We start from the raw sequence: 24,029 nt of genomic DNA, 5'->3' as shown, positions 1-24,029 counted from the left end.
CGTCGCTGTGCGGGTGTCTGTTGCTGTGACGACGTGCGTCTACTCGGTGTGAGGTTGTGCTGGGGAAGTGAGCATCGTCATGCTTTGACGACCGGAGCTTGCGTGGCGTCACCGGCGGCGACAGGCGCGGCGTGTTCTGCATCGACTGGGGGTAGCGGCGCGAGGCGGTCCGTGAAGAAGAAGTGGTTCAACTGAGTACGGATTCGCATCGCGGTGGTGGTGCGGCCGTCTGCTCTGGGCTGCAGGATGACCGGTTCGGGCCGTTCGGCGGCGAGGATGCGCCATTGCTCTTCGGCGCTGATCGATGCGTGGACTTCGATGTGGTCGCCGTCGGGGAGTCGGACGATGCGTCCCGTTTCGTAGCCGTGGAGGAGTGCTTCGCGATCCTTGCGCTGGAGTGCGAGCGCGGTCCGGCGGGCGAGCGCGAATGCGATGAGCGGTCCGACGATCAGCAGCGTCTGCTCGGTGTGGATGACGGTCTCGAGTGCCAGTTGGAATTGGTGCGCGAGAACGTCCGCGCTGCCGGCTGCCCAGAGGATGCCGTAGAAGGTCATGCCGGCAGCGCCGATGGCCGTGCGTGTCGGGGTGTCGCGTGGTCGCTGCAGCAGGTGGTGATCGCGCGCGTCGGCCGCGACCCACTGCTCGAGGAATGGGTACAGCAGTACGAGGACCATGAAGGCGCCGATCGCGAGCAACGGGACGACGACGGCGAGTGTCACGGTTCGTCCGAGGATGACGATCTCCCATCCGGGTGGCACGAGGCGAAGGGCACCGTCAAGGAAGGCCGTGTACCAGTCCGGTTGCGACCCCGCGGTTGCGTTGCCGGGGTCGGACGGGCCGTACTCCCACACCGGATTGATCGTCACCGTCGTCGCGATGACGACCAGGATCCCCACCACAATGATGAAGAAGCCGCCGAGCCGGATCAGCCCGTTGGGCCAGAGCGCCACCCCCGTCGTCGTCGCTTCCGACCTGCCGGGAGCGGGGAACTGAGCTGGTGGTTCCGCGAGGGCGACGACGGCTTGGACAGTGAGCAGCAGGGCCATGGCGATCGGGACGACGCCGAAGTGGATGACGGCGAGTGTCTCGATGATTCGGCCGGGGAACGGGCCCCCGAATAGGAGCCCGGCGACGTCCGTTCCGATCAGTGGGATGCCAAGAGCGACGCCTTCGACGATGCGGAGTCCGCTGCCGGAGAGCATGTCGTCCGGTAGCCCGTAACCGCTCCATCCGCCGGCGAGGGCGACGACGTACAGGAGGAACAGCAGAACCCAGCGCGTGCGGCGCGGCTTGCGGAACCCGCCGGTGAAGAAGGTGACGAGCATCTGCATGATGATCGTCGCCGGGAGGAGCTGCATCGACCAGTGGTGCAGTTGGCGCAGCAGCATACCGCCATGCACGTCGAAGGCCAGCCGCAGCTCCGACGCGTACGCCGCGGAGACACTGTGACCGTCGAGGGGTGCGTACAACCCGTGGTAGACGACTTCTTCGGTGGACGCATTGAACAGGAACCCCATGACGAATCCTGTGCCGAGATAGACCATTGCGATCGCTGCGGTCGCGACGCCGAACAAGCTGGTCCAATGCAGCGGTACCGGGCGGTGCCGCATCCAGATGAGGGCCGCGGCGGACAGCCGTCCGAGCGTGGTGTCCGCGACCACGGCCGCTAGGGACCGGCGGGATGGTCGGGTTCGACGATCAACGGGCATCGGTCGCTCCCGGGACGGTGTCGGGGACACCACCGGTCACGAACGCTCGGCGAGGCTCGGTGATGGAGCCGAGGGAGGCGATGTCGCGGCCCGCGAAGACAGCGCTGATCCAGACCAGAAGGACACGGAACTTCCGCTCCCATGTCGGAACGGCGAGCACGTGGTAACCGCGGTGCATGACCCACGCGGGAAAGCCCGTGATGACGATGCGCTGGTACTGGAAGATCCCGTGTCCGAGGCCAAGAGTCGCGACGACACCCAGGTTGTGGTGCACGTAGTCACGGGGTGCTTCGCCGCGGAGCGTTGCGACGAGGTTCTTCGCGAGCCGCTTGCCCTGTCGGACGGCGTGCTGAGCGTTCGGGACCGTGAGTGCCCCCGGCTTCGGGGAGGCAAGGTCCGGTACGGCTGCGTCATCGCCCGCGGCCCATGCGTCCGGAACGATCCCGTCGTCGCCCTCCACGCGCAGGTCTGCACGAACGCGGACCGACCCGCGGGCGGTCAGTGGCAGGTCAGTATGGCGCTCCACGACGGGGTTCGCTGCGTTACCGGCAACCCAGACGATGAGGCCGGAGTGGTACTCCTCGCCGGTCGAGAGGACCACGCGGCCGCCGACGGCGGAGAGCATCTGCGTGTTCAGGTGAACGTGACCGCCTCGTCGTTCGAGGTGTCGGACGACCCACCTGCCGGGTTCGTCGGTGACCTCGGGCAGGATCCGTCCCTGCGCTTCGACGAGGTGGAACGAGATGTCGGCCATGCTCAGCTCCGGGTACGACTTCAGCAGCGCGGTCGCGAGGGCGAGGGTTTCGCCGAAGCCTTCCACGCCGGAGAAGCCACCTCCAACGAACGTCACGGTGAGCAGCTTCTGCCGCTCGGGCCCCGGGGGGAGGACCGAGGCGCGGTCGAAGGCGGTGAGGATGTGGTCGCGGATCGCGACGGCTTCCTCGACCTGCTTCATCCCGATTGCTTCATCGACGAGCCCGGGGATGGGGAACTTCCGCGTGACTGCCCCGGCGGTCACGACGATGGTGTCGTATCGCACCGGGAACGGCTCGCCGTCCTTCGGTGTCACGGTGACGGTCCGGGCGGCGTGATCGATGTTCGTTACCGCGCCGGCGATCAGTCGGGTCCTGCGGAGGTGGCTACGGAGGGAAACGGCGACGTGGCGCGCTTCGACGGAGCCGGCAGTCACCTCGGGGAGGAACGGCTGGTACGTCATGTAGGGACGTGGATCGATGACGGTGACGCGCGCTTCGCCGCGGCGGAGCTTCTTCTCCAGCTTCCACGCGGTGTAGAACCCGGCGTACCCGCCGCCGACGATGACGATGTCCTTCACGGTGCGACCTTCTTCCTGTCCAGTCAAAGGTCTGACGGCGCAGCTCACGCTTATGTGAGTCATCACCGGAATCGCCGCTCGGCCATCACGCTCACCGTGCTGGCGTCGTCACAGAGGGGAGACCATCAGACAGGAGCGAACCCGATGGACACGCCCACAACGGTCGTCGACGACTACCTCCACAGGCTCGCCATTGACTACGTCCCCTTCGCGGACCTCAGGAGCCTCCAGACACTGCACCGCACACACCTCGCGACGGTTCCGCTCGAGGAACTCGGCGGATGCGAGGACGCAGCCGGCTCCTTGCCCGGGCTCCTCGACCGCATCACCCAGCAGCGGCGCGGTGCACCCGCGACGCAACTGAACCTGGCGTTCGCGATGCTGCTGGTCGGCCTCGGCTTCACCGTCACCCCGCTCACCGTCACCCCGAACCGACTCCCCAGCGCCCGCGGGATTCCCCGATTGGCTCTCGCCGTGCGCCTCGGGGCGGACCCGTACCTGGTAGATGTGTCCGGAGCCGGCGCCGACGAACCACTGCGCCTCCAGGACAGGCAACAGCAGAGAGGTTCGATCGACGGCTTTGAGATCCACATGCTCAATGGCGAGCTCGGCGTCCGAGGATCGGACGGTCCTCGCTACACGGTGGCATCCGCTCGAGGTCTTGACGACACCCTCCGCTTCGACGCTCTTGTCCGTTCCGACACGCTCGGCCGGCGGGTTGGCGCCGATGCACCTGTCTTCTCAATTCGTCGGCAACGCGGACGGACGACCCTCATCGGCGATCACCTCATCGAGACGAACGGGACGGCGCGCACGGATGTGCTGCTCGCGCCGGGCCAAGCCCCGCAAGCGATACGCGAGCGATTCGGTGTCGTGCCCTCCGCTCGGGAAGAGCGGTGTTTGTGCGGTCGATCTCGTTGACTCGGCGTGCTGCTTGATCAGCTGGTGAGGCTGCGTTCGAAAAGGCGGTACGCACCGTCCGATCCGATGTGGCGAAACCCGTGGGACGTGTAGAGCCGTTCAGCGCGAGTATTCGACTCGTGGACGCCGAGCGCGGCCGTCGGTGCACCGCCAGCGGTCGCTGCACTGACGAACCCTTCCAAGAGGCGGCCGCCGACACCGGCGCCCCGCCGCTCGGGCACCACGTGCACGGCGACGAGTGTCGCGACGGCGGGCTGCAGTTGCCAGACGGCCAAACCGGTGACCATGCCATCCGCGTCCGTGATCGCGCCGCTGGTGGGCAAGCAATCGATCCACAGCTCGAGATTCCGGTCCAAAGCATTCGTCCATCCGGCGACACTGTCCGGCTCAACCTCCTGCATGTACGCCCGTTCCAGACGGAACAGCAGCGGGAGATCCTCGGGACGGATTGTGCGGTAGCTCATGGGCCGATCATGCCGTTCGGGAGAATGTTCACGTCAGCGGTCGATGCCGATTGGCGCGTCGACACCGTCCCGTGAACCGATGACGTCCTCGGCCGGGATCGCGTCGACGAGCGCGCTTCGCTGTGCGTCGGTGAGCCGAATACCTGCGGCTGCCGCGTTCTCGTCGAGGCGGGAGCGGCGACGTGTTCCAGGGATGGGTACAGCGCCCTCGGCGAGGAGCCACGCGAGGGCCACCTGCGCGGTCGTCGCACCGATCTCGCTGGCTACCCGCTCGACGCGTGCGACGAGCCGCCGGTTTGCAGCGAACGCTGCGGGCTGGAAGCGCGGGAGACCTCGCCGGGCGTCGTCCGGCGCCAGATCGTCCAGGCTGCGGACGCCCTCGGTGAGGACCCCGCGTCCGAGCGGGGAGAAGGCCACGAAGCCGATGCCGAGTTCGTCAGCGGTCGCCTTCTCCTCGTTGTGCAGCACGTCCCGGGAGAACAGGGAGAACTCCGATTGCACTGCAGCAATCGGGTGAACGCTGTGAGCGCGGCGGAGCGTGGACGCGGCGACTTCTGAGAGGCCGATGTGTCGCACCTTCCCCGCTGCGACCAGGTCCGCCATCGCACCGACGCTGTCCTCGATCGGTACCGCAGGGTCGGCGCGGTGGAGGTAGTACAGATCGATGGTGTCCATGCCAAGGTGCCGGAGGGACCGGTCGCAGGCGCGTCGGATGTACTCGGGGCTGCCGTTGCGGCCGTGGACGGTGCCGTCGTCGTCGGTCTCCGCTGATGCCTTCGTCGCGATCGTGATCTCGTCGCGACGAGACCCCAGGGCGCGGCCGATCAGCTGCTCGTTCGTGAACGGTCCGTACGCCTCGGCGGTGTCGATGAACGTGACACCGATCTCGACCGCGTGCTGCAGCGTCGCGATCGACTCCTGCTCATCGCTCGGGCCGTAGAAGGCGTTCATGCCCATCGCGCCGAGACCGATCGTGGAGACGGTCAGTCCGTCACCGAGCTGTCGTGTCTGCATTTGCAGGGGTTCCTTTCTCGACGATCGCCCGGTAGGTGGCAATATTCTGTTCGATCGCGGCGAGGTGCCGCTGCGTCCGTGCGAGGTCTTCGAGGACGTGCTGCCGGTGGTCCTCGAAGAACCGGAGCCGGTCCTCTTCCGTGCCGGGCCGTCGACTGAGTTCAGCGATCCCGCGGATGTCGGCGATCGACATGCCGGTCTCGCGCAGCATCACCAACCCGCCGACCCAGTCGAGGTCGGGTTGGTGGTACCGGCGCTGCCCGGACGGTGTCCGCGGCGTCGGGTCGAGCATCAGGCCAGCCCGGTCGTAGTACCGCAGGGTCTCCATCGGGAGACCCAGCGCGGCCGCGGCCTGCCCGATGCTCAGCCCGTCCGGTGGGACGGCTGCATCGACTTCGGGGAGGGGAACTTCGCGCATGGCCTCATGCTCACACCCGGAGTGCGCTCCAGGTCAAGCGCTCGTCACGGTCCGCCCGCTCACCGGCGGACGACCTACGCCACCACAGCGGCGACGACGAGATCCAGTACACGATCACGCTGCCGGCGGTCCGTGCCGCTCGTCTCCGAAGCCACCGCTGTCCCTGCCACCAACAGCAGCACGTCGTCCGAGGCCACACCGTCACGCAGCCGTTCGGCTCGTTCCAGCGCAGCCAGCAGCACCTGCAGCGCATCGTTCAGACGGCCGCGGCTGTGCTCAAACGGCTGGGCGCCGCCCGCAATCGCAGCCGTCAACGCCGAGCTCAGACCGGCTTTCGTAGCCAAGTAGTCGACAAACCGGTCCAACCACTCACGAAGGGCAGTCGCCGGTTCCTCGTTCGCTGCGAGGTGCGCAGCAGCATCGCAGACAGCGTCGAGCTCATTCCGGTACACAGCTTCGACCAGGGCGATGCGCGAGGGGAAGTGCCGGTAGACGGTCCCGACACCGACGCCCGCCGCGGCTGCGATCGCGGTGAACGGCACGTCCGCGCCTTGCATGGATACCAACTGCACTGCTGCATCGAGCACGCGCGCCCGGTTGCGCACGGCATCCGCGCGAAGGCCGTTCCGATCGCTCATCCCCACCCCTTCCAAACGGAACGCTTTCCGTTTACGCTGTTCCGGAACGCGTTCCGCTTACCACTGTACTTCCACGAGAACGGATCGAACATGACGACCAACCCAGACGCCACCGTGCTGGTCACCGGCGCGAACGGCTACCTCGGCGCGCACATCACCGCGGCGCTACTCGACCAGGGCTACAGCGTTCGCGCCACCGTCCGCAGCGCAGCCCGAGGAGCGGCGCTGCGCGAGGATCTCGACCGTGCAGGGGTGCTGTCTGCCGACAGGCTCGATCTCGCGTACGCCGACTTGAGCTCCGACAACGGTTGGACCGAGGCCATGTCCGGGGCGCGGTACGTGATGCACGTCGCTTCTCCCTTCCCCGGCGACACCCCGCAGCACGAGGATGACGTGATCGTGCCGGCACGAGACGGAGCACTCCGCGTCCTCGCGGCTGCTCGCGATGCCAGCGTTGAGCGAGTCGTGATGACGTCCTCGTTCGCAGCCGTCGGGTACTCACACAAAGCTGTTCCGAGCTTCACTGAAAGCGACTGGACCAACCCCGAGGATGACCTGCAGCCCTACATCAAGTCGAAGGTCGTCGCCGAGCGAGCCGCGTGGGACTTCGTTGCTCAGCAAGGGGAGGGGCTGGAGCTCTCGGTCGTGAACCCCGTGGGCATCTTTGGCCCGACGCTGAGCACGAAGCTGTCGACGTCAGTCGCGTTCATCAAGGCGATGCTTGACGGTTCGATGGAGAGCCTGCCGGCACAGTCGTTCGGCGTTGTTGATGTGCGCGACGCTGCTGTGCTCCACCTTGCAGCGATGACGCGCTCAGAAGGGGCGGGGGAGCGGTTCCTGGCAGTCGCGGACGGACCATCCGTGAGCTTCCGCGATGTCGCTGTCCTGCTCCACGAGGAGCTCGGCTCCCTCGCCTCACACGTTCCATTGACCGAAGCAGCCGCCAGCAGCGACGGATCGGACAGCTCGGTTGCGCCCGTCATCAGCAACACCAAAGCCAAGAACGTCCTCGGCTGGGAGCCGCGCCCCGTGCGCGAGACGCTGCTCGACACTGCGATGTCCCTCGTGGAACTCGGCCTCGTCGGCAAGGACGAGCCAAGTCGTCGATGACGCTCACGCGGTCCTAGAAGGGCGCCTGCCGTAACTCGATGTGGCGGGCTCGCACTGGTCTCACGCGGTGGCGGTGCCAGGACCGTCAGCGGCGCGAGGCATTTGGTCGCCTCACAAGTCGGTGCTGTCCGTCGTCAAGCCCTCGGCGAGATCTCGTCAAAGACAGAAGAAGGGTGAACATGAGGGTCTTCATCGCGGGCGGTCGTGGCCAGGTGGGAGCGGAAGTCGCTGGGGTGCTGAAGGAGGAGGGCGTTGAGGTAGTCATCGGCAGTCGCGCCAATGGCGTGGACGCGACGACGGGCGACGGGCTGGACGCCGCGCTGGTCGGAGTGGACACGATCGTGAACACGCTCAACATCGCGCGCTTCGACGACGAGGCGACGGCGTTCTTCGAGACGACGACCCGGAACCTGGTGCGTGCCGGGAACCGGGCAGGGGTTCGGCATCATGTCCTGCTGTCGATCGTCGGTGTCGGTGAGGAGGACGGACCGGACAACGGGTACTGGCGCGGCAAGGTCGCCCAGGAGCGGTTGTTGAAGTCAGCAACGGTACCCGCGACGATCGTCCGTACGACCCAGTTCCACTCCTGGGTCCCGGTGCTGGCAGACCAGCACACCGTCGACGGACGGGTGATCGCGGAGCGCTCACTCATCCAGCCAGTCGACCTCTCCGAGGTTGTGGACCTCCTCGCGACGACCGCGCACGACCCGGAACCGTCTGATCGTGAGATCGACCTGGCTGGACCGGAGCGCTACTTCTTCGACGAACTTCTTCGCGGAACGCTGGCCGCAGCAGGCGACGATCGTGAAGTCGTGACCGTCCCGCGCACCGGGCCGATTGACCTGATGGTTCCGCGCGGCCGGCATCAAGTCGGGAACAAGAAGTACCCAGTCCCCAACATCCCACTCGCTCACTGAGGGCAAATCGCGACCTGGCTTACTCTCGTCCGGAAGCGGAGCACTGGATGCTGCACGTCCGGTGAAGGATCGGATATCGGACGCGATGGACGCCCCGTTGGACCTGCTGGTGCTGCGGGGCGTTCCGTTCAGCTCAGCCGCGGTCGCGTGCCATTCCTGCTTCGGTGTTGCGAGTACCGACTGCGACGCCGTGCGGGGATGCAGCTTCGATCCGGGCGAGGTCGCTCGTGGTGAGGACGACGTCGGCGGCGGCGACGTTTTCCTCGATCCTGTACGCCTTCGTGGTGCCGGGGATCGGGACGGTGCCGACCTGCATCAGCCACGCGAGCGCCAGCTGCGCGGTCGTGACTCCCTTCTCGTCAGCGATGACCTTCAGTGCCGAAACGACGCGGAGGTTCGCGTTGATCGCCTCGTCTGAGAACCGGGGGAGGTTTCGCCGTGCGTCGCCCTCGGGGAGGTCGTCCTTGCGGGTGAGGGTGCCGGAGAGGAACCCGCGGCCCAGCGGCGAGAAGGACACGAACCCGATGCCGAGCTCGCGGGCAGTGTCGAGGACGCCGTTGTGTTCGGCGTCGCGCTCGAACAGGCTGTACTCGGACTGGATCGCCGTGATCGGGAACGTCGCGTGCGCACGGCGCAGGGTCTCGGCCGAGGTCTCGGAGACCCCGATGTAGCGCGCTTTTCCGGCGGTCACGGCTTCAGCCATCGCGCCGATGGTGTCCTCGATCGGGACGGTCGGGTCTGCCCGGTGCAGGTACCAGAGGTCGACGTGGTCGGTGCCGAGGTGGCTGAGGGACCGGTCGATCGCGCGGCGTGCATGTCCCGGGGAGCCGTCGAGGCCGATTGGTGTGCCGTCGTCGGTGAAGTCCGTGGCGAACTTCGAAGCGATGACTACTTGTTCCCGGTCGGCACCGAGGACCCGGCCGAGCAGTTTCTCGTTCTCGAACGGTCCGTACGCTTCTGCGGTGTCGAACAGGGTGATCCCGAGGTCGAGGGCTCGTCGGATGGTCTCGACGGAGCCGGTCTCGGTGGCGCCGCCGTAGAAGGCACTCATGCCCATGCACCCGAGACCGAGGGCGGACGTGACGAGGCCCTGGGAGCCGAGAGGGATCTGCTGCATGCGTGTTCTCCGTTCGTCGCCGGGATCACCCGGACGATGACGACCCTCCACCCTGGTGCGCACACCATGTCAAGTGGGAGACTCGACCCATGCTGCTCCCGGAGGTCCACGTCGATGAGCCGGTCACGATCAGCGCTGCGGCAGAGTTGCTCGGCATCACCGTCGACACGATCCGTTACTACGAGAAGGAAGGCATCGCGCCGGCTCCTGATCGTGGGCAGCACGGGTGGCGCCGTTACGACACGGCTGCGCTGAGCTGGCTCGCCGGGACGGTGATGCTCCGCGGGACCGGGATGAGCGTGCAGGAGATGCGCGAGTACGCGTCCGCGTACAGGGCTGGCGCTGATGATGTCGCACGGCTCGCGCTCCTCGAGCAGCATCATGCGACCGTCCTCGCTCGGCAGGCGGAGGTGCAGCGGCACCTCGCGGCGCTGGAACGGAAGATCGAGGCGTACCGCGAGACCATTGCCGCGACCGGCCGATCGGCGGCATGACCTCTGCCCGGTCGACCATCGGCTCCCGGACGCGGCATAGACGTGGAATCAGTGGGCAGCGGTGTCGGCTTCGGCTGTCGGAGCTCGCCCGTGCTCCTGCTTGCGGGCGTAGTAGGCGGCACTGAGTTGGACGATGGCGAGAACTGACCACGTGATCGCCATGAACGTGTGGAATCCGGACGGGTCGACGATGGCCAGAACGATCCAAATCACAGCCAGAGCGGCCCAGGTCCACGCAAGCCACGGGAGGGGCTTCCCAACGATTCGTTCGAGGATGCTGCGCCGCTTCATCTCGGTCATGTACGTGACCCTATGGGATGGGTTCTAGCTGTCAGACGATGTCCGGTAGCCGATCGACTATCGGACACACGAACCAGTGCTGGAGCAGCGTCTGCCCATGTTCGCTGCGGGTGCATCAGGGTTGTGGATCGCGCTGCCCCTAATCGGGGCCGTGATGGTCTACGGCATCGTCCTCGGGGTCATCCGCAAGCGAAACGGCAAGGAGTGACCGCACGCCGACAGGCTAACGGGACGGGGTGCGCGGAGTGACGAAGATGCAAAAGGGGTGCCCGGAAGGGTCAGCGAAGACGATGAGCGGTTCGACGGCGTCGGCGGATCGGTCCGTTAGAACTGCCGCTCCGAGGCGTAGGGCACGAGCCCGCTGCTGTTCGAGGGCTGCTGTCGAGTCCACTGTCAGGTCGAGGTGGAGCATCTGCGGGGGTGAGCCTGTCGGCCACTGAGGTCGCGGCAGGTCAGGAGCGAGTTGGAAGGCCAGACGGCGAGTTCCGTCGTCGGCGGTCAGCACCAGCCACTCGGGCTGCTCCGACTCGTCGGTGTCGGGTGCGTCACCATCGCGGTACCGGAGTCCCAGGAGTGACCGGTAGAACTCGGCCAGCTCGCGCGGTGCAGGCGTGTCGATGACGGTCTGCAGGAGGTGTGGGACGTCGTCCGAGGAGGGCATGCCCCTGTCTACCGTCCGGACCGCCATGGGCTACCGGTCCGCGGCCCGGCCCAACACCGCGGTCGCGACATGCTGGGGCTGCGAGATGTACGGCGAATGGCTGGCGCTGAGCACTTCATGACTGCTGCACCGCTTCGCCATCCGCAGTTGCAGAGCGGGGCTCATCGCGCGGTCGTCCGAGCAGACGATGTAGTGACTGCCCGAGCGCTCCCACGGTGCTGCTTCGACGACACCTCTCCCGTGCCCCGACGCCTGCGGCACGAGCAGGTTCACGGCCCGCCGTGCTGCCTGCGGATCACAGTCGGCGTAGAACAGCTCGACCGCCGCGTCAGCCGGGATGAACGTGCCAGCTTGTGGGTGTGGCCGCACGGCAGAGTTCACCGGAGCGTCAGGGCCACCAAGCTGCGCGCAGCTCTCCCCGACCCTCGGCGTGAACGCTGCCATGAACACGAACGAGGCGGCCCCCTCCACCCCGGCGGTTACCGCACCGCCGTAGCTGTGGGCGACCAGCACGGGCCTGTCCTGACACGCGTCAACGACTCCTTGCACGGCCTCGGTATCGGCCGCGAGCGACCCCCGGTGGAGGCGGGGAACGTGGACGGTGGCGCCACGCGCTTCGAGCGTTTCCCGGAGCGGCTGCATGTGCTGCGGCTGGTGGTACAAACCGTGTACGAGGATCACTTCGGGAGACGTCACACTCTTAGCCAAGCCGGGAACGATCCTGCCAGCAAGTGAGCTACTGAGCTGGCTTTTGACGAGCCACTTCCGGGCACTTGGGTGCGCCGCGTCTCCTCCGAACGACGGACACCGGTCGTTCAGGGGGCCGAGGTGGCGTGCGGCCGCTTCTGCAGCCGGGCTCGACCGGCTCATCGCGGTTGCCCAGGTCGATAACGCCGCGTCGCGCCGAGTCTGTCTGCGTCTCGGGATGACGGAGCAGGGACCGACGACTCGCTACCACGACGCGGAATACGAGCTATTCGATTCGGGCCCGCTCCGCACTGATCCGTCCCACTGACCGCGTCCCACTGGACGATCAGGTTCCGGACGGTGCGGAGACTGTCAAGCGAGCGTGGTCGACGTCGAGGACGGCGTGCGTGCCGAGTGGCACGGTGACGAGGTCCTCGATGTGACCGAGTGGCAGGCCGCCGAGGACGGGGACGCCGAGCGCGTCGAGGTGGTCGCGGAGGGTGTCGAGGATCGTCCAGCCCCGGTCGTCGTAGCCGGCGAACTGGTCAATGCTCCCGAGTGCGACGCCGGCAACGCCGTCGAGCGCGCCGGAGTACCGCAGCTGAGTCAGCGCGCGATCCACCATGCCCAGCCCCGCGGCGCGGTTGATCTCGAGGAGGAAGATCCTGCCCGCGAGGTCGAGGTTCACGACCCCGACCGATCGCGCCAGCATTTCGAGGTTGCCACCGAAGAGCACCCCCTCCGTACGCCCCGACGTGGAGAGCTCCGCCGACAGGGCGCGATCGTCAGCATCGACGACGGTCTCGGCGCCCTCCATGAGCAGCCGTCGGACGTGGTCAGCGTGAGCGCCGGCGATCGCGCCGTGCAGCGTCGGGACGCCGGCAGCGTCCCACACGCAGTGCAGAGCAGTGATGTCGCTGTACCCGATCAGCACCTTGGGGTCGGCGTGGAGGCCGTCGACGTCGACCTCCGGGACGATCCGGAAACTGCCGCACCCTCCGGTTGACGCGATGACGGCTCGGACCGCCGGGTCGCGGATCACGTTGTTGAGGTCGTCGATGCGAGCGGCATCGGTGCCGGCGAGGTAGCCGCGGTGGTCAAGTGCGTGCGGTGCGATGACTGCTCGAAGACCCCACGACTTGACCTGCTGCGCAATCCAGCCGGGCACGGAGTCCTCCGGCCAGGACGCCGGCGAAACGATCGCGACGGTGTCGCCGGCGACCAGGGTGCGAGGTTCAAGCGTCGTTGCTTTCATGCCTCCGGACCCTATCCAGCACCTCCGTCACAGCGTCTCGATAGCCGATGGTCTGTTGAGGCGCCGGCCGACGCTCGACTCAAGACTTCCTAGGGCACAGCGGCGGGACTCGCCGAGGAGTGCTGCGAGAAAGCGAATGTCCGCGCTGTGGCACCATCACGCCGGCGGCGTCGTGCCTGCACCCTCGGTATCATCCGCGCCGGCAGGCCCTGTCCCGGCCTGATCGAGGTTCTCGTTCGGGTCGCCCATGTCTCCGGTTGCCGCGCCGGCTGCGGACAACCCGAAGTGCTTGCGGACTGCGTTCGCCTCGGCGAGGGACAGGGTGTGTTCGGGGCCGAGGGAGGGTGCGGCCTGGATCGCATTCTTGGTGTACCCGACGTGCAGATCCGTGCCGTCGAGGGTGGCGTCTTCGACCGGGACGAGCGTTTGGTGCCTCCCGAGCAGCCCCGTCGCGACGCTGACGTAGGCAGCACTGCCGTCCTCGTCGGAGGGGAACACCTGCGTCACCTTGCCGACCGTCGCACCGTCGCGATCACGAACGGTCGCGCTTTCCACCTGATGGATGAGGCCCTTTGAGATCATGGGCGTAGTCAACGCCGTCCGCCTGACGCTTCGCGGCGACGCGGTCAGGCGTGTGCCACGCTGCATTTGGTACGCATCAAGATCACCTCTGTCGCCAACGAGCACGTGGAGTAGCCCGCCTTGGTCCTCACGAGGACGAACGGGGTCGTCATCACCGTTCTGAACGACACGTTCCGCCCGATCGATGACCAGACCTGGCGTGCAGGCCCGCAGGAAGTCATCGATGAGTACAGCGACTCCTACGTGCAAGCCGGCGACACGGCCGAGAAGATGAGCGTCGAGTTCCGTCGTCTCGAAGACGACGGTGAGTACCGCTTCTTCGTCGTGGGCCGAGATCACGATCTCACCGAGCCAGTCACCGAGACCATCGACGTACAGGCTGCACACGAGCCGCGGCATCCGGCAGAGCTCTTCACAGCCGACCATGCAGCATCGGTGTTCGTGCACTTCGTCGAGCACCAGACCGTTCTCGAGGGCTACACGCTCCGCGTCAGCGCCGACATGTGAGGCCAGGAGCCGCCGTCGCGTTGACGCGTGTCGCCCACGTTCCTCGGGGGGCGAGGTTGTCATCAGCGATCGGGGAAGGATCGGCGGACGGCACGGTGCGCCACCGGGATCGACAGGAGTGCACCGCCGACGAGCACTCCTGCGGCCACGAGGACGGAGACCGGACTGCGGAGCGGGGCAAGACCCATGCTGATCAGGCACCAGGTCACGGCGATCGTTCCGCTGATGATGGTTGGACGCAGCGCTGCACGATGAGCGATGCGCCATGCCTCGTCGCTGGACATCGTGATCCGTGTGCGGACGCCGGCGAGATCGTTCCGAGCCAGCGATCCGCTCGCGGCTCTCCAGGTCAGCCAGGTGACGAGAACCGCAGCACCGACCTCGAGAGACAGCGCGAAGACCATTGCTCCATCCATAGTTGTGAAGCTAGTGTTTTGACATGTCAAAGGCAACGTTTCAGTTGTCGATGAGTATTGTCAGCGGGATGGGGAGTCTGCGAGATGTTCAACCTGACCACGGCTGGGAGCGTGAACCCGCTTCTGCCGACAGCGCTGGACGACGCGACGATGAGCATCGCCATCGTCGGATTGGTGCTTGCTCTCGGAGCCCTCGTGTCGCTGCTCGCAGCCTCGTCACCGACGGGGTGGCCCGTGCTCGCCTGGGCCCTCGTTGTCCTGTTCGTGCCCTTCGTCGGGCCGGTCTCGTGGTTCGCTGCCAGGCGCCGCGAACGGCTGCTGCGGTTCCGAGACCTCGATCACACATCAGGGGAAGGGCGTCATGCGGACCCCACATGAGGCCGCCGGGCTCTGGCGCGCGAGTCTTCGCGCGGCGGACGGCTGGAGGATCGTGCGCGAGCCCCGCGGGCCGTACGCCACCGCTTCGATGCTCGAGTGGGGGAGCATCACGAAGGGGCTGGTCGGGGCGACCGCGTGGCTCACACTCGAGGTCGACCGGCCGGTCGCGTACTACTTGCCAGGGGTGGCCGACGACGAGATGACCGTGGCTGACCTCGTCCGCCACACCTCGGGGCTGCCGCGACTTCCGGTGACGATGCGTGACAGCCTCTTCGGCGACCCGTACCGGAAGGCCGTCGGCGTGCCTCTGGATCTCGATACAGCAGTGCCGGTCACGCCACGAGGCCACTTCGTGTACTCGAACCTCGGCTACGCACTCCTCGGTGCCGTGCTCGAGGGGGTGCACGGCGACTGGTTCGCCGCCGTGCGCCAGCACGTCCTCGTGCCGGCGGGGATCAGCTCTGCCACGCTCGTGCCTGCTCGGGCAGAACGTGTGGTGCCGAAGCTCTTCGGTCAAGCGGTCAGGCCGTGGGCGCTCGGGGAGTCGTCGTTCGCGGCCGCAGGCGGCGTCTGGTCAACGTTCGAGGACCTCTGTCGCTATGCCGAATGGGCGCTCGAGCCTGGCGCTCCGCCCTCCCGCACGGTGAGCTGGCAGCGGCAAGGGGCATCGAACTGGATCAACGGCGAGGTGCGAGCGGCAGGCGCGGTCATCGCCAACGCCGCAGGAATCACCGCGGTGGTCCATGCGCTCGCGAAGGCTCCGCATGCGGCCGATGCGATCGCCACGGCGCTGATCGAGCGGGAGGTGCGAGAGAAGTGCGACGGCTGATGCGGCGGTGATCCGGTGAGCCCCCTGTCTTCCGAGCGGACCTCATGGGCCCATCTGCTCGGCTACTGAGACGCCTCGGTGTTGCGGATCTCGTGGCTGCCCCGTTCTGAGTCGCGTCGCTGCCGAAGTCGAGTTGCCCGTAATGCGCCGGTCACGATCAGGACCGTCATGACGATCCACCCGGTGATCGCGAGCGGCCCGACAAGGCGTTGGTCGAACGGCGGAAAGAGGATCGACTGGTACGTGGCGAAGCTGTTGAGCGCCGCGTGTGCGAGGACGCAGGGCAGAAGCGATCCGCTCGCAAGCCGGAGCCACCCGATCAGCACGCCGGCACCGACGCAGCCGATGGTCATCATGATGATCCCGAGCGGGTCACGTTGCTCGTAGTTCAGGCCGAGCAGGATCGCGGGGGCGTGCCAGAGACCCCAGATCGCCCCGCTCAGGCTGAGGGCCCACCCGGTTCCGAGCGGCAGCAGTTTCGGGAGGAGCCAGCCGCGCCAACCGATTTCCTCGCCCGTCGCAGCGATCGCCGTGATCGCTATCCCGATGGGGAGGTTCACCAGTTGCAGCAGCGCAAGGAGCGCCATCGGCATCGGCGGCTGCTCGCCCGTGACTCGAATGATGAGCTCTCTCGCCACGGACCGTTCAGGATCGAGCTGCACCCACTCGAGCAGCAGGCCGAGACTCCAGCTGCCCAGAACCAGCACCGCAGCTCCGGCGATGCCGGCGCCAGCGAAGCGCCAGCCCTGACGGGTGAAGAATCCTGTCAGACCGAGCTCAACCAGGAGCGCTTTCCCGCGATGACGCTGGAGCATGACTGCGACCAGCAGCGCTGCGAGGCCCGGTGTGAACATCATCGCCACGGTCGCGATGTAGGCGCCTGGGCTTCCAACGGGATCCGAGAGATCCGCGCTCGTCTGAACCGCTGGCCAGAGCAGCCCCCACGCTGCACCGTACGCCAGGCACACGAACACGCTGACCGCACCCCATCGGGTGCCCCGCGGCCTGCCTGCCGTGGTCTCCCTGTGGTCCTTTCGCGCCGTGATCTGCCTCACGGTGCCTCGTTGTCGATGCGAAGTAGCCAGTACGGAACGACTGCCCACGCCGGGCCTGCCAGGAGTGCCCACCACGCTGCTGGTGCCACGATCGAGGTCGCGACTCCCGCGATCATCAGCCAGCTGATCGCCACAGTGGCGATGAACCCAGCGGTTACCGCGCAGGCGATCCGACCCTTCCGTCGATCTCGCGCGAAGGCCGATCCGACCGCCGCGACAAGAAAGAGGGTCTGCACGGCAGCGAGAAGGCTCACCGTCCCCAACGGGGTCCCGTATCCGCCTGGGCTGCTGTCCGGACCGAAGGTCGTAGCGATCCGATCGGGGAGTCGGTTCCACCACGCACTCGTGACTGCGATCTCGATGAAGACGGGGACGGCGTCGGCGAGGGAGCCAAGAGACGCGCTACGCACGTGCTGCGCGCTCACCGGACCCCAACGCCATTCACGCTAGGGCTGTGCACGGTGGCGAGGTGCCTTCTGCCGAGGCGGGACCAGAACTGGTGCGTCTGCTCATGCGGCGTGTACGGCATCGCGGCGATGCCGACGATCGCAATCATGATCAGCCCGAAGCTCCAGAGCCCCATCGTGATGATGATCGCCCCGTGCAGCACCACGCACAGGACCAACGCAATCGAACGACTTCGCGGGCCACACAGAATCAGCACACCGATCGCGATCTCCGCTATCACCGCACCCCAGGTCACGCCCACCGTCACAGCGGGCAGTGTCGTCGCAGCTCGTAGGACAGGAGCAAGCGGTCCGCTTGCCCCGAAGAACGGGTCCCGAAGGACGTAGTACTCGGCTGTGCCGTTGACCCATTCGGGTGCAAACAGCTTGGCGATCGCGGCGTTGAGGTAGATCGCAGTGACCTGCACTCGCATGACCATGAGACCTCCGAGCGCCACTTGTCGGCGCCAGCTCGCGACGGTCCGCGGCGGACCGAGCAGCCAGCGACGTCGGTCGGCGAAACTGACGGTGACAAGGAGCAGGGTGCACACCGCGGCCGCTTGGTCGCCCCCGTCGGGGAGCGAGATCGACCCAGCGATCGAGAACGCAACCCACGCGTGAAGGACCGCCATCACGGTCGGCGCAACCCCAGCCGCAACCCCGATGCCCCTGCCCCGTGAACAGCTCGATCACGTTCCGATCGGAGAGCGGGGCTCGCTCGGCGGCGAGGTGATGCGTCGTCGGTGTTGCTGCCTGGGCAGGCAGCGCCGGCACTGTGATTGCAGCGGAAACGGTGAGCATCACGGCCGCAGCCGCGATCATGATCTTCGACATCGAAGGTTTTTCCTCTCGAGGTTCTTGTCAGTTGCTCGACGGCAAAGCAGCCGCCAGTTCGGCCGCGAACTGTTCCTCGGTCAGGGCGGAGCCGGATCGGCCAGCAACCCAGACGAGGACGCCCAACCAGAGCGTGGCCGCGACCGCGACGGCGATCAGCAGGGCGCACTTGCCGTCGCCGGTGATGGCGGCAGGCTGTGAGGTGGCGATGCGCTCGGTCGCGGTCTGGAAGGCATGCAGCGCGTCGAGGACCCGGTACGGGTCGCCGCTCTGGAGCGGGATGGTGATGTTGTCGTGGAACTGTGAGTAGGCGTTCTGGTACTCCGCGGTCACGGCGGTGATTTGCGCAGCTGTCAGCTTCTGCTCGCCGCTTGGTACGAACTTCGCTAGTTCAGGGTGTTCGGCGATGATCCGCCCCTGCCCGGTGAACAGCTCGATCACGTTTCGATCAGAAAGCGGAGCCCGTTCCACTCTGACGTGTTGCGACGTTGGTGTTGCTGCCTGGGCAGACGGCGCCGGCACCGTGGTTGCAGCGGAAACGGTGACCATAGCGGCCGCAGCCGCAATCATGAACTTCGACATCGAAGCCCCCTTCTGACGCAGCCCCTCCGCGCCGAAGACAACGTACACATACCGAAGTGTGATGCGCAACATATCGATGTAGCCCTGGCCTCGTACCAACGCAACCTGTCAGCCGGACGACAGTCGCGCCTCCAGGCCGGATCGAGAGCCGCGCCCCCGCGGCGGACGCAACACGAACGGCGGCTCTCCGCCTTCCGGAAGAGAGCCGCCGTTTCGCCTCGCAGTGGTCAGCGCGCGGAGGGGACCTCCGCGCCGACGAGCTCGGCCCGCACGATGTCCGCACCAGCGGACAGCGCACTCAGCTTCCCCAGCGCCGCACCCCGCGCCAGCGGCGCCATCCCACAGTTCGAGCTGGGGATGAGCTTGTCCGCATCCACGAACTCGAGCGCCCGCCGCAGCACCTCCGCGACCTCGTCCGGGGTCTCCACGACCTCGGTCGCGACGTCGATCGCCCCGAGCATGACCTTCTTCCCCCGGATGAGCTCCACGAGGTCGAGGGGCACGTGGGAGTGGATGCACTCGAGCGACACGATGTCGATCGACGACTGCTGCAGCAGGGGGAACGACTGCTCGTACTGCCGCCACTCCGCCCCGAGCGTCTCCTTCCACTTGTTGTTCGCCTCGATGCCGTACCCGTAACAGATGTGCACGGCGGTCTCGGCGCGGAGTCCCTCGGTGGCGCGTTCGAGGGCGGCGACGCCCCAGTCCTGCACCTCGTCGTGGAAGACGGTGAAGGCGGGCTCGTCGAACTGGATGATGTCGACGCCGGCAGCCTCGAGCTCGCGGGCTTCCTGGTTGAGGATCGTGGCGAACTCCCACGCCAGCTTCTCGCGAGACTTGTAGTGCTGGTCGGAGAGCGTGTCGATCATGGTCATCGGCCCGGGCAGCGCCCACTTGATCGGCCGATCGGTCTGCGCGCGGAGGAACTTGGCGTCGTCGACGAACACCGGCGCGGGGCGACTCACGGCGCCGACGACCGTGGGGACGGCAGCGTCGTAGCGGTCGCGGATCCGGACGGTCTCCTTGCGCTCCTGGTCGATGCCGTCGAGGTGCTCGATGAACGTCGTGACGAAGTGCTGGCGGGTCTGCTCGCCGTCGCTGACGATGTCGATCCCGCGGTGCTCCTGCTCGTGCACGGCGGACCGGAGTGCGTCCTGCTTGCCCTCGGTCAGGGCGGCGCCGTCGAGCTGCCAGGGGGACCAGAGGCGCTCGGGCTCGGCGAGCCAGGACGGCTTCGGCAGGCTGCCGACGATCGCGGTGGGGAGGAGAGAGCTCATGGAGGTGACGGTCCAGACGGTCAGCGGGCGGGGACGGGCTCGGCGGCGAACTGCGAGAGGAGCGCGTGGTGCGGCGTCACGAGGTGCTCCTCGGTCCACCGGCCCTGGGTGATCCCGAGGCGGCTGCGCTCCTCGCGGTCGTAGGTGACCGGGGTGGGCGTGAAGTCGGTGTGGTCGAGGGTGGGGCGGTAGGTGCTGCCGGCCGGGGTGTTCGCGGCGTAGATCTCCGGGCGGTAGATCTTCTGGAACGTCTCCATGGTGGCGATCGTGCCGATGAGCTGGAGGTCCGTGTAGTCCGTGGTGACATCGCCGCGTGAGTAGAACGCGAGCGGGGCCGACGCTCCGGCGGGCTGGAAGTACCGGACCCGCATGCCCATCCGGCCGAAGTAGTCGTCGGTGAGCGAGGAGTGCTCGTGCTCGTACTCGGCGCCGAGGACGGGGTGGACGTACCCGGTCCGGCGGTAGGTCTGGCTCGTCGAGACGCTGATGCAGACGACGGGCTCGGCACTGAATCCGTCGTGGAACGCCGAAGACGAAAGGAACCGCTGGAAGAGGGCCCCGTGCAGCACACCGAAGTCGGACGGCAGGCCCGGCGACGACGGCAGCAGCACCGAGAAGTCGTAGTCGCGCAGGTACGACGAGAAGTTGTTGCCGAGGATGCCGTGGTGGTGCTCGCCGGTGTGCTGGTCGACGATCGTGACGTCGAGCATCTCGAGCAGCGGGAACTCGGCGTCCGATCCACCGTCGGAGAACTGCAGTGCGGCCGAGACGATGTCGAGCTGCAGGCGGTAGCGATCACCGGCAGCCGAGAGCTCGTTCGCGCGCCCGTCGATCATCGCCAGCGCAGCACGGAGGTTCTCCTGCCGCCGCTCGCCGCGCGCCAGGTTGGCGAAGTTCGTGGTCAGCCGGGAGCTGTCCGACGGGGAGTAGTCCTCGTCGAACCGGGTCCGGGTGATGCTGAAGGTGATCTCGCTCGCCATGATGCATCGATCATGACGGGATCCCGTGGCCATCAGGTAATACCGAGACACTATGCGGCGGTATAGCCTCGGCCTATGGCCCGGGTCTCGAACGACATCACCCTGCAGCAGCTCCGGTACTTCATCGAGGTCGCGACCGAGGGCTCGATGAGCGCCGCGGCCGATCTGCTCTACGTGTCGCAGCCGACCATGTCCGCGGCGATGAAGGACCTCGAGACACGGATCGGTCGCCCGCTCTTCACCCGTTCGGCCCGGGGCGTCGTGCTCACCGTCGACGGTGTCGAGTTCCTCGGGTACGCCCGGCAGGTCGTCGAACAGGTCTCCCTGCTCGAGCAGCGGTACGTCGGGCGGCAGGCGTCGCGTCGGTTGCTCGGGGTGTCGGCGCAGCACTACTCGTTCGCCGTCGAGGCCTTCGTCCGGATGGTCGAAGCGGCGGCCGCGGACGAGTACGAGTTCTCGCTCCGCGAGACGCGCACCTGGGACATCATCGAGGACGTCCGCACCCTGCGGAGCGAGGTCGGCATCCTCTACCGCAACGACTTCAACAAGCAGGTCCTCGGCAAACTGCTGCGGGACGCCGGCGTCGTGTTCACCCCGCTGTTCGTCGCTCAGCCGCACATCTTCGTCTCCCGGCGGAACCCGATCGCGTCCCGGGAGCGCGCGACCCTCGAGGACCTCGCCGACATGCCCCGACTCACGTTCGACCAGGGCGCGAACAACTCCTTCTACCTGGCCGAGGAGATCCTGTCGACGATGTCGAGCAAGCGGGAGATCCGGGTCTCGGACCGGGCGACGATCTTCAACCTCATGATCGGCCTCGGCGGGTACACGATCTCGACGGGCCTCATCAGCGACGACCTCGACCCCGAGATCGTCGCCATCCCACTCGACGTCGACGAACGCATCGAGATCGGGTGGATCGCCCACGCCTCGGTTCCCCTCACCGTCCAGGCGCAGGCGTACCTGGACGAGTTGCGAGCGGTGGTCACGAGCTACGGCGTCGAACCGCTCGCGCGGTGACCAGCCTGGAGGCGCGACCCGCCTCCGCCAGGCGGGTCGCGCCTCCAGGCTCCCGCGACCGGCGCGGGGCGCGACGGACCGCCGTATCCTGGCTGCCGGCCCGCGTCGACTCCGCGGTGCGGAGGGAACTGCCATGAGCATGGAAGGCGCGGCCTGGAGCTCGCTCTACAAGATCTCCACCGCCAAGGACGGCAGGAACGGGTTCTCCCGCGAGTCGCTCCGGCGCATCATGACGTTCGCGACGCCGTACCGCGCCAAGCTCGTGGTCTTCATCGCGCTCTCGATCGTCGGCGCGTTCCTCGCGGTCGCGACTCCGGTGCTCGCCGGCCAGGTGGTCGACGTCATCGCCGCTCGTGGCGCGGTCGGCACGATCGTCTGGCTCGCGGTGGTCATCGCCGTCGTCGCCGTGGCCGACGCTGCCTCGTCGCTCGCGACCCGGTGGTACTCCGCCCGCATCGGTGAAGGGGTGATCCTCGACCTGCGGACGGCGGTGTTCGACCACGTGCAGAAGATGCCGATCGCCTTCTTCACCCGGACCCGGACGGGCGCGCTCGTCAGCCGCCTCAACAATGACGTGATCGGAGCGCAGCAGGCCTTCAGCGGCACGCTGTCCGGCGTGGTCACGAACCTCGTGGCGCTCGTCCTCACCCTCGCCGTGATGCTCAGCACGTCGTGGCTCGTGACGGTGATCGCGGTGCTCATGCTGCCGCTCTTCCTGGTGCCGGCTCGCCGCATGGGTGGTCGACTCGCGGCCCTGAGGCGCGAGGCGGCCGACCACAACTCGGCGATGAGCACGCAGATGACCGAGCGCTTCTCCGCTCCCGGAGCCACCCTCGTGAAGCTCTTCGGTCGGCCGGAGGAGGAGTCCGAGGAGTTCCGCGTCCGTGCGGCGCGCGTCCGGGACATCGGCGTGCGCACCGCGATGCTGCAGTTCGTCTTCGTCACCGCCCTGACGCTCGTCGCGGCCCTCGCCCTCGCGCTCGTGTACGGCCTCGGCGGGGTCCTCGCGCTCGGCGGCCAGCTGAACACGGGTGACGTGGTCACGCTCGCGCTCCTCCTCACCCGGCTGTACGTGCCGCTGACCAGCCTCGCGAACGCCCGCGTCGAGATCATGAGCGCGGTCGTCAGCTTCGAGCGGGTGTTCGAGATCCTCGACCTCGAGCCGCTCATCCAGGAGAAGCCCGGCGCCGTGGCCGTGCCGGACGGTCCGGTCGCGGTGGAGTTCGACGACGTCCGGTTCGCCTACCCCTCGGCGGACCGCGTGTCGCTGGCCTCGCTCGAGGAGGTCTCCACGCTCGACACCCGCGGCGGGGACGAGGTGCTGCACGGCATCTCGTTCCGGATCGAGCCCGGACAGACCGTCGCGCTCGTCGGGACCTCGGGCGCGGGCAAGTCCACGATCGCGCAGCTGCTCTCGCGGCTCTACGACGTCGACCAGGGCGCCGTCCGGCTCGCCGGTGAGGACGTCCGCGACGTGACCTTCGAGTCCCTCCGGCACACGATGGGCATGGTGACCCAGGACGGGCACCTGTTCCACGAGACCATCCGCTCGAACCTGCGGCTCGCGCGGCCGGACGCCTCCGACGACGAGGTGTGGGACGCGGTCCGCCGCGCGCGCCTCGAGACGCTGATCCGGTCCCTGCCGGACCAGCTCGACACGATGGTGGGGGAGCGCGGCTACCGGCTGTCCGGCGGGGAGCGACAGCGGATGACGATCGCGAGGCTCCTGCTCGCCCAGCCGCGGGTGGTCATCCTCGACGAGGCCACGGCGGCCCTCGACTCCACCTCGGAGGCCGCGGTGCAGGCCGCGCTCAGCGAGGCGCTCGAGGGACGCACGGCGATGGTGATCGCGCACCGACTCTCCACCATCCGGAGCGCGGACCAGATCCTCGTTGTCGAGGACGGCTCGATCGTGGAGCGCGGGACGCACGAGGAGCTGCTCGCGGCGGGTGGCCGGTACGAGGAACTGCACCGGACGCAGTTCGCGGTGCAGAAGGACGTCGCTCCGGACGAGGTGGGTCCGGCGAGGGCGTAGGTGCACTCGGCCGCCGTGCTGCACTACGGTCGGGGCGGGGGCCGACGCTC

Annotated in this window: 27 protein-coding genes; 9 read left to right on the top strand and 18 right to left on the bottom strand. The window is 67.4% G+C overall.

Translation table 11 applies throughout. The features are described 5' to 3' along the window. Nucleotides 1-77: 77 nt before the first annotated feature. Both HWD93_RS02880 and HWD93_RS02875 read right to left on the bottom strand, forming a co-directional pair. Nucleotides 78-1,661 (bottom strand): cytochrome bc complex cytochrome b subunit, encoded by a 1,584-nt coding sequence (locus HWD93_RS02880; protein WP_261645987.1) that lies wholly within the window; start codon nucleotides 1,659-1,661, stop codon nucleotides 78-80. 37 nt (nucleotides 1,662-1,698) lie between these two features. Then, the gene (locus HWD93_RS02875) at nucleotides 1,699-3,042 is read right to left on the bottom strand and encodes an FAD-dependent oxidoreductase (protein WP_261645986.1); all 1,344 of its coding nucleotides are present in this window, start codon (nucleotides 3,040-3,042) and stop codon (nucleotides 1,699-1,701) included. A 144-nt stretch (nucleotides 3,043-3,186) separates the two neighbouring features. Here HWD93_RS02875 and HWD93_RS02870 point away from each other — a divergent pair, with 144 nt between their 5' ends. Then, complete coding sequence (locus tag HWD93_RS02870; RefSeq protein WP_261645985.1) at nucleotides 3,187-3,963, top strand: arylamine N-acetyltransferase; 777 nt, start codon at nucleotides 3,187-3,189, stop codon at nucleotides 3,961-3,963. A 17-nt stretch (nucleotides 3,964-3,980) separates the two neighbouring features. Here the strand turns inward: HWD93_RS02870 and HWD93_RS02865 are convergent, their stop codons facing one another. The 4 genes from HWD93_RS02865 to HWD93_RS02850 all read right to left on the bottom strand — a co-directional run bounded on the left by HWD93_RS02865 (nucleotide 3,981) and on the right by HWD93_RS02850 (nucleotide 6,497). After that, nucleotides 3,981-4,427: a GNAT family N-acetyltransferase gene (locus tag HWD93_RS02865; protein WP_070417926.1), complete on the bottom strand. Its 447-nt coding sequence runs from the start codon at nucleotides 4,425-4,427 to the stop codon at nucleotides 3,981-3,983. Between the two features lie 33 nt (nucleotides 4,428-4,460). Beyond that, the gene (locus tag HWD93_RS02860) at nucleotides 4,461-5,441 is read right to left on the bottom strand and encodes an aldo/keto reductase (protein WP_070417927.1); all 981 of its coding nucleotides are present in this window, start codon (nucleotides 5,439-5,441) and stop codon (nucleotides 4,461-4,463) included. After that, a complete protein-coding gene (locus HWD93_RS02855) occupies nucleotides 5,419-5,859 on the bottom strand; it encodes a MerR family transcriptional regulator (protein ID WP_261645984.1) in 441 nt (146 codons plus the stop codon). The genes HWD93_RS02860 and HWD93_RS02855 overlap by 23 nt, the downstream gene beginning before the upstream one ends. Nucleotides 5,860-5,933: 74 nt before the next feature. After that, on the bottom strand, nucleotides 5,934-6,497 hold the full coding sequence (locus HWD93_RS02850) for a TetR/AcrR family transcriptional regulator (protein ID WP_070419389.1): 564 nt from the start codon (nucleotides 6,495-6,497) through the stop codon (nucleotides 5,934-5,936). Nucleotides 6,498-6,587: 90 nt separating this feature from the next. Between HWD93_RS02850 and HWD93_RS02845 the strand changes: the two genes are divergently transcribed. Continuing rightward, nucleotides 6,588-7,607 (top strand): aldehyde reductase, encoded by a 1,020-nt coding sequence (locus HWD93_RS02845; protein WP_070417929.1) that lies wholly within the window; start codon nucleotides 6,588-6,590, stop codon nucleotides 7,605-7,607. A gap of 179 nt (nucleotides 7,608-7,786) precedes the next feature. Beyond that, nucleotides 7,787-8,524: an SDR family oxidoreductase gene (locus tag HWD93_RS02840; RefSeq protein ID WP_070417930.1), complete on the top strand. Its 738-nt coding sequence runs from the start codon at nucleotides 7,787-7,789 to the stop codon at nucleotides 8,522-8,524. A 133-nt stretch (nucleotides 8,525-8,657) separates the two neighbouring features. Here HWD93_RS02840 and HWD93_RS02835 read toward each other — a convergent pair whose 3' ends face one another. Continuing rightward, nucleotides 8,658-9,641 carry an aldo/keto reductase gene (locus tag HWD93_RS02835; protein ID WP_070417931.1) on the bottom strand — a complete coding sequence of 328 codons (984 nt, stop codon included), beginning with the start codon at nucleotides 9,639-9,641 and terminating at the stop codon, nucleotides 8,658-8,660. Nucleotides 9,642-9,730: 89 nt separating this feature from the next. Between HWD93_RS02835 and HWD93_RS02830 the strand changes: the two genes are divergently transcribed. Then, nucleotides 9,731-10,135 (top strand): MerR family transcriptional regulator, encoded by a 405-nt coding sequence (locus HWD93_RS02830; protein ID WP_261645983.1) that lies wholly within the window; start codon nucleotides 9,731-9,733, stop codon nucleotides 10,133-10,135. A 48-nt stretch (nucleotides 10,136-10,183) separates the two neighbouring features. Here HWD93_RS02830 and HWD93_RS02825 read toward each other — a convergent pair whose 3' ends face one another. The 5 genes from HWD93_RS02825 to HWD93_RS02805 form a co-directional block, all read right to left on the bottom strand. Further along, nucleotides 10,184-10,435: a hypothetical protein gene (locus tag HWD93_RS02825; protein WP_070417933.1), complete on the bottom strand. Its 252-nt coding sequence runs from the start codon at nucleotides 10,433-10,435 to the stop codon at nucleotides 10,184-10,186. A 223-nt stretch (nucleotides 10,436-10,658) separates the two neighbouring features. Beyond that, on the bottom strand, nucleotides 10,659-11,096 hold the full coding sequence (locus tag HWD93_RS02820; protein ID WP_261645982.1) for a VOC family protein: 438 nt from the start codon (nucleotides 11,094-11,096) through the stop codon (nucleotides 10,659-10,661). Nucleotides 11,097-11,126: 30 nt separating this feature from the next. Continuing rightward, a complete protein-coding gene (locus HWD93_RS02815) occupies nucleotides 11,127-11,792 on the bottom strand; it encodes an alpha/beta hydrolase (protein ID WP_261645981.1) in 666 nt (221 codons plus the stop codon). Between the two features lie 337 nt (nucleotides 11,793-12,129). Next, complete coding sequence (locus HWD93_RS02810) at nucleotides 12,130-13,038, bottom strand: LD-carboxypeptidase (protein ID WP_261645980.1); 909 nt, start codon at nucleotides 13,036-13,038, stop codon at nucleotides 12,130-12,132. A gap of 156 nt (nucleotides 13,039-13,194) precedes the next feature. After that, a complete protein-coding gene (locus HWD93_RS02805; RefSeq protein WP_070417961.1) occupies nucleotides 13,195-13,620 on the bottom strand; it encodes a hypothetical protein in 426 nt (141 codons plus the stop codon). Nucleotides 13,621-13,740: 120 nt separating this feature from the next. On the opposite strand from HWD93_RS02805, the gene HWD93_RS02800 reads away from it, so the two are divergent. Beyond that, nucleotides 13,741-14,127: a hypothetical protein gene (locus HWD93_RS02800; protein ID WP_261645979.1), complete on the top strand. Its 387-nt coding sequence runs from the start codon at nucleotides 13,741-13,743 to the stop codon at nucleotides 14,125-14,127. A 62-nt stretch (nucleotides 14,128-14,189) separates the two neighbouring features. Here HWD93_RS02800 and HWD93_RS02795 read toward each other — a convergent pair whose 3' ends face one another. Further along, the gene (locus HWD93_RS02795) at nucleotides 14,190-14,531 is read right to left on the bottom strand and encodes an SdpI family protein (protein WP_261645978.1); all 342 of its coding nucleotides are present in this window, start codon (nucleotides 14,529-14,531) and stop codon (nucleotides 14,190-14,192) included. A 96-nt stretch (nucleotides 14,532-14,627) separates the two neighbouring features. Here HWD93_RS02795 and HWD93_RS02790 point away from each other — a divergent pair, with 96 nt between their 5' ends. Both HWD93_RS02790 and HWD93_RS02785 read left to right on the top strand, forming a co-directional pair. Continuing rightward, nucleotides 14,628-14,921 carry a PLD nuclease N-terminal domain-containing protein gene (locus HWD93_RS02790; protein WP_261645977.1) on the top strand — a complete coding sequence of 98 codons (294 nt, stop codon included), beginning with the start codon at nucleotides 14,628-14,630 and terminating at the stop codon, nucleotides 14,919-14,921. A 52-nt stretch (nucleotides 14,922-14,973) separates the two neighbouring features. Beyond that, nucleotides 14,974-15,750 carry a serine hydrolase domain-containing protein gene (locus HWD93_RS02785; RefSeq protein WP_374115134.1) on the top strand — a complete coding sequence of 259 codons (777 nt, stop codon included), beginning with the start codon at nucleotides 14,974-14,976 and terminating at the stop codon, nucleotides 15,748-15,750. Nucleotides 15,751-15,812: 62 nt separating this feature from the next. Here the strand turns inward: HWD93_RS02785 and HWD93_RS02780 are convergent, their stop codons facing one another. From HWD93_RS02780 to HWD93_RS02760, 5 genes are all read right to left on the bottom strand, one after another. Beyond that, nucleotides 15,813-16,607: a CPBP family intramembrane glutamic endopeptidase gene (locus tag HWD93_RS02780; protein WP_261646013.1), complete on the bottom strand. Its 795-nt coding sequence runs from the start codon at nucleotides 16,605-16,607 to the stop codon at nucleotides 15,813-15,815. Nucleotides 16,608-17,226: 619 nt separating this feature from the next. Next, the gene (locus HWD93_RS02775) at nucleotides 17,227-17,802 is read right to left on the bottom strand and encodes an HTTM domain-containing protein (protein WP_261645975.1); all 576 of its coding nucleotides are present in this window, start codon (nucleotides 17,800-17,802) and stop codon (nucleotides 17,227-17,229) included. 310 nt (nucleotides 17,803-18,112) lie between these two features. Continuing rightward, entirely contained in the window at nucleotides 18,113-18,667 is a 555-nt protein-coding gene (locus HWD93_RS02770) for a hypothetical protein (RefSeq protein ID WP_261645974.1), read from the bottom strand. Between the two features lie 227 nt (nucleotides 18,668-18,894). Beyond that, the gene (locus HWD93_RS02765) at nucleotides 18,895-19,944 is read right to left on the bottom strand and encodes a methionine synthase (protein ID WP_261645973.1); all 1,050 of its coding nucleotides are present in this window, start codon (nucleotides 19,942-19,944) and stop codon (nucleotides 18,895-18,897) included. A 20-nt stretch (nucleotides 19,945-19,964) separates the two neighbouring features. Then, nucleotides 19,965-20,924, bottom strand: a complete 960-nt coding sequence (locus tag HWD93_RS02760) for a DUF1852 domain-containing protein (RefSeq protein WP_261645972.1) — start codon at nucleotides 20,922-20,924, stop codon at nucleotides 19,965-19,967. Between the two features lie 75 nt (nucleotides 20,925-20,999). On the opposite strand from HWD93_RS02760, the gene HWD93_RS02755 reads away from it, so the two are divergent. Then, the gene (locus tag HWD93_RS02755; RefSeq protein ID WP_261645971.1) at nucleotides 21,000-21,944 is read left to right on the top strand and encodes a LysR family transcriptional regulator; all 945 of its coding nucleotides are present in this window, start codon (nucleotides 21,000-21,002) and stop codon (nucleotides 21,942-21,944) included. Between the two features lie 133 nt (nucleotides 21,945-22,077). After that, nucleotides 22,078-23,979 carry an ABC transporter ATP-binding protein gene (locus tag HWD93_RS02750; protein ID WP_261645970.1) on the top strand — a complete coding sequence of 634 codons (1,902 nt, stop codon included), beginning with the start codon at nucleotides 22,078-22,080 and terminating at the stop codon, nucleotides 23,977-23,979. Nucleotides 23,980-24,029 lie beyond the last annotated feature (50 nt).

Source organism: Curtobacterium sp. C2H10, assembly GCF_025407985.1.
Taxonomy (GTDB): Bacteria; Actinomycetota; Actinomycetes; order Actinomycetales; family Microbacteriaceae; genus Curtobacterium.
This window is presented reverse-complemented; position numbering and strand designations above follow the sequence as displayed.

Excerpts from the sequence above, each read along its gene's own strand:
- HWD93_RS02855 (WP_261645984.1), bottom strand. The coding sequence starts at position 5,859 with ATGCGCGAAGTTCCCCTCCCCGAAGTCGATGCAGCCGTCCCACCGGAC.
- HWD93_RS02770 (WP_261645974.1), bottom strand. The coding sequence starts at position 18,667 with ATGTCGAAGTTCATGATTGCGGCTGCGGCCGCTATGGTCACCGTTTCC.
- HWD93_RS02825 (WP_070417933.1), bottom strand. The coding sequence starts at position 10,435 with ATGACCGAGATGAAGCGGCGCAGCATCCTCGAACGAATCGTTGGGAAG.
- HWD93_RS02865 (WP_070417926.1), bottom strand. The coding sequence starts at position 4,427 with ATGAGCTACCGCACAATCCGTCCCGAGGATCTCCCGCTGCTGTTCCGT.
- HWD93_RS02840 (WP_070417930.1), top strand. The coding sequence starts at position 7,787 with ATGAGGGTCTTCATCGCGGGCGGTCGTGGCCAGGTGGGAGCGGAAGTC.
- HWD93_RS02870 (WP_261645985.1), top strand. The coding sequence starts at position 3,187 with ATGGACACGCCCACAACGGTCGTCGACGACTACCTCCACAGGCTCGCC.
- HWD93_RS02780 (WP_261646013.1), bottom strand. The coding sequence starts at position 16,607 with ATGATGTTCACACCGGGCCTCGCAGCGCTGCTGGTCGCAGTCATGCTC.
- HWD93_RS02760 (WP_261645972.1), bottom strand. The coding sequence starts at position 20,924 with ATGGCGAGCGAGATCACCTTCAGCATCACCCGGACCCGGTTCGACGAG.
- HWD93_RS02755 (WP_261645971.1), top strand. The coding sequence starts at position 21,000 with ATGGCCCGGGTCTCGAACGACATCACCCTGCAGCAGCTCCGGTACTTC.
- HWD93_RS02850 (WP_070419389.1), bottom strand. The coding sequence starts at position 6,497 with ATGAGCGATCGGAACGGCCTTCGCGCGGATGCCGTGCGCAACCGGGCG.
- HWD93_RS02835 (WP_070417931.1), bottom strand. The coding sequence starts at position 9,641 with ATGCAGCAGATCCCTCTCGGCTCCCAGGGCCTCGTCACGTCCGCCCTC.
- HWD93_RS02805 (WP_070417961.1), bottom strand. The coding sequence starts at position 13,620 with ATGATCTCAAAGGGCCTCATCCATCAGGTGGAAAGCGCGACCGTTCGT.
- HWD93_RS02810 (WP_261645980.1), bottom strand. The coding sequence starts at position 13,038 with ATGAAAGCAACGACGCTTGAACCTCGCACCCTGGTCGCCGGCGACACC.
- HWD93_RS02790 (WP_261645977.1), top strand. The coding sequence starts at position 14,628 with ATGTTCAACCTGACCACGGCTGGGAGCGTGAACCCGCTTCTGCCGACA.
- HWD93_RS02830 (WP_261645983.1), top strand. The coding sequence starts at position 9,731 with ATGCTGCTCCCGGAGGTCCACGTCGATGAGCCGGTCACGATCAGCGCT.
- HWD93_RS02765 (WP_261645973.1), bottom strand. The coding sequence starts at position 19,944 with ATGAGCTCTCTCCTCCCCACCGCGATCGTCGGCAGCCTGCCGAAGCCG.
- HWD93_RS02750 (WP_261645970.1), top strand. The coding sequence starts at position 22,078 with ATGAGCATGGAAGGCGCGGCCTGGAGCTCGCTCTACAAGATCTCCACC.
- HWD93_RS02845 (WP_070417929.1), top strand. The coding sequence starts at position 6,588 with ATGACGACCAACCCAGACGCCACCGTGCTGGTCACCGGCGCGAACGGC.
- HWD93_RS02795 (WP_261645978.1), bottom strand. The coding sequence starts at position 14,531 with ATGGTCTTCGCGCTGTCTCTCGAGGTCGGTGCTGCGGTTCTCGTCACC.
- HWD93_RS02820 (WP_261645982.1), bottom strand. The coding sequence starts at position 11,096 with ATGCCCTCCTCGGACGACGTCCCACACCTCCTGCAGACCGTCATCGAC.
- HWD93_RS02860 (WP_070417927.1), bottom strand. The coding sequence starts at position 5,441 with ATGCAGACACGACAGCTCGGTGACGGACTGACCGTCTCCACGATCGGT.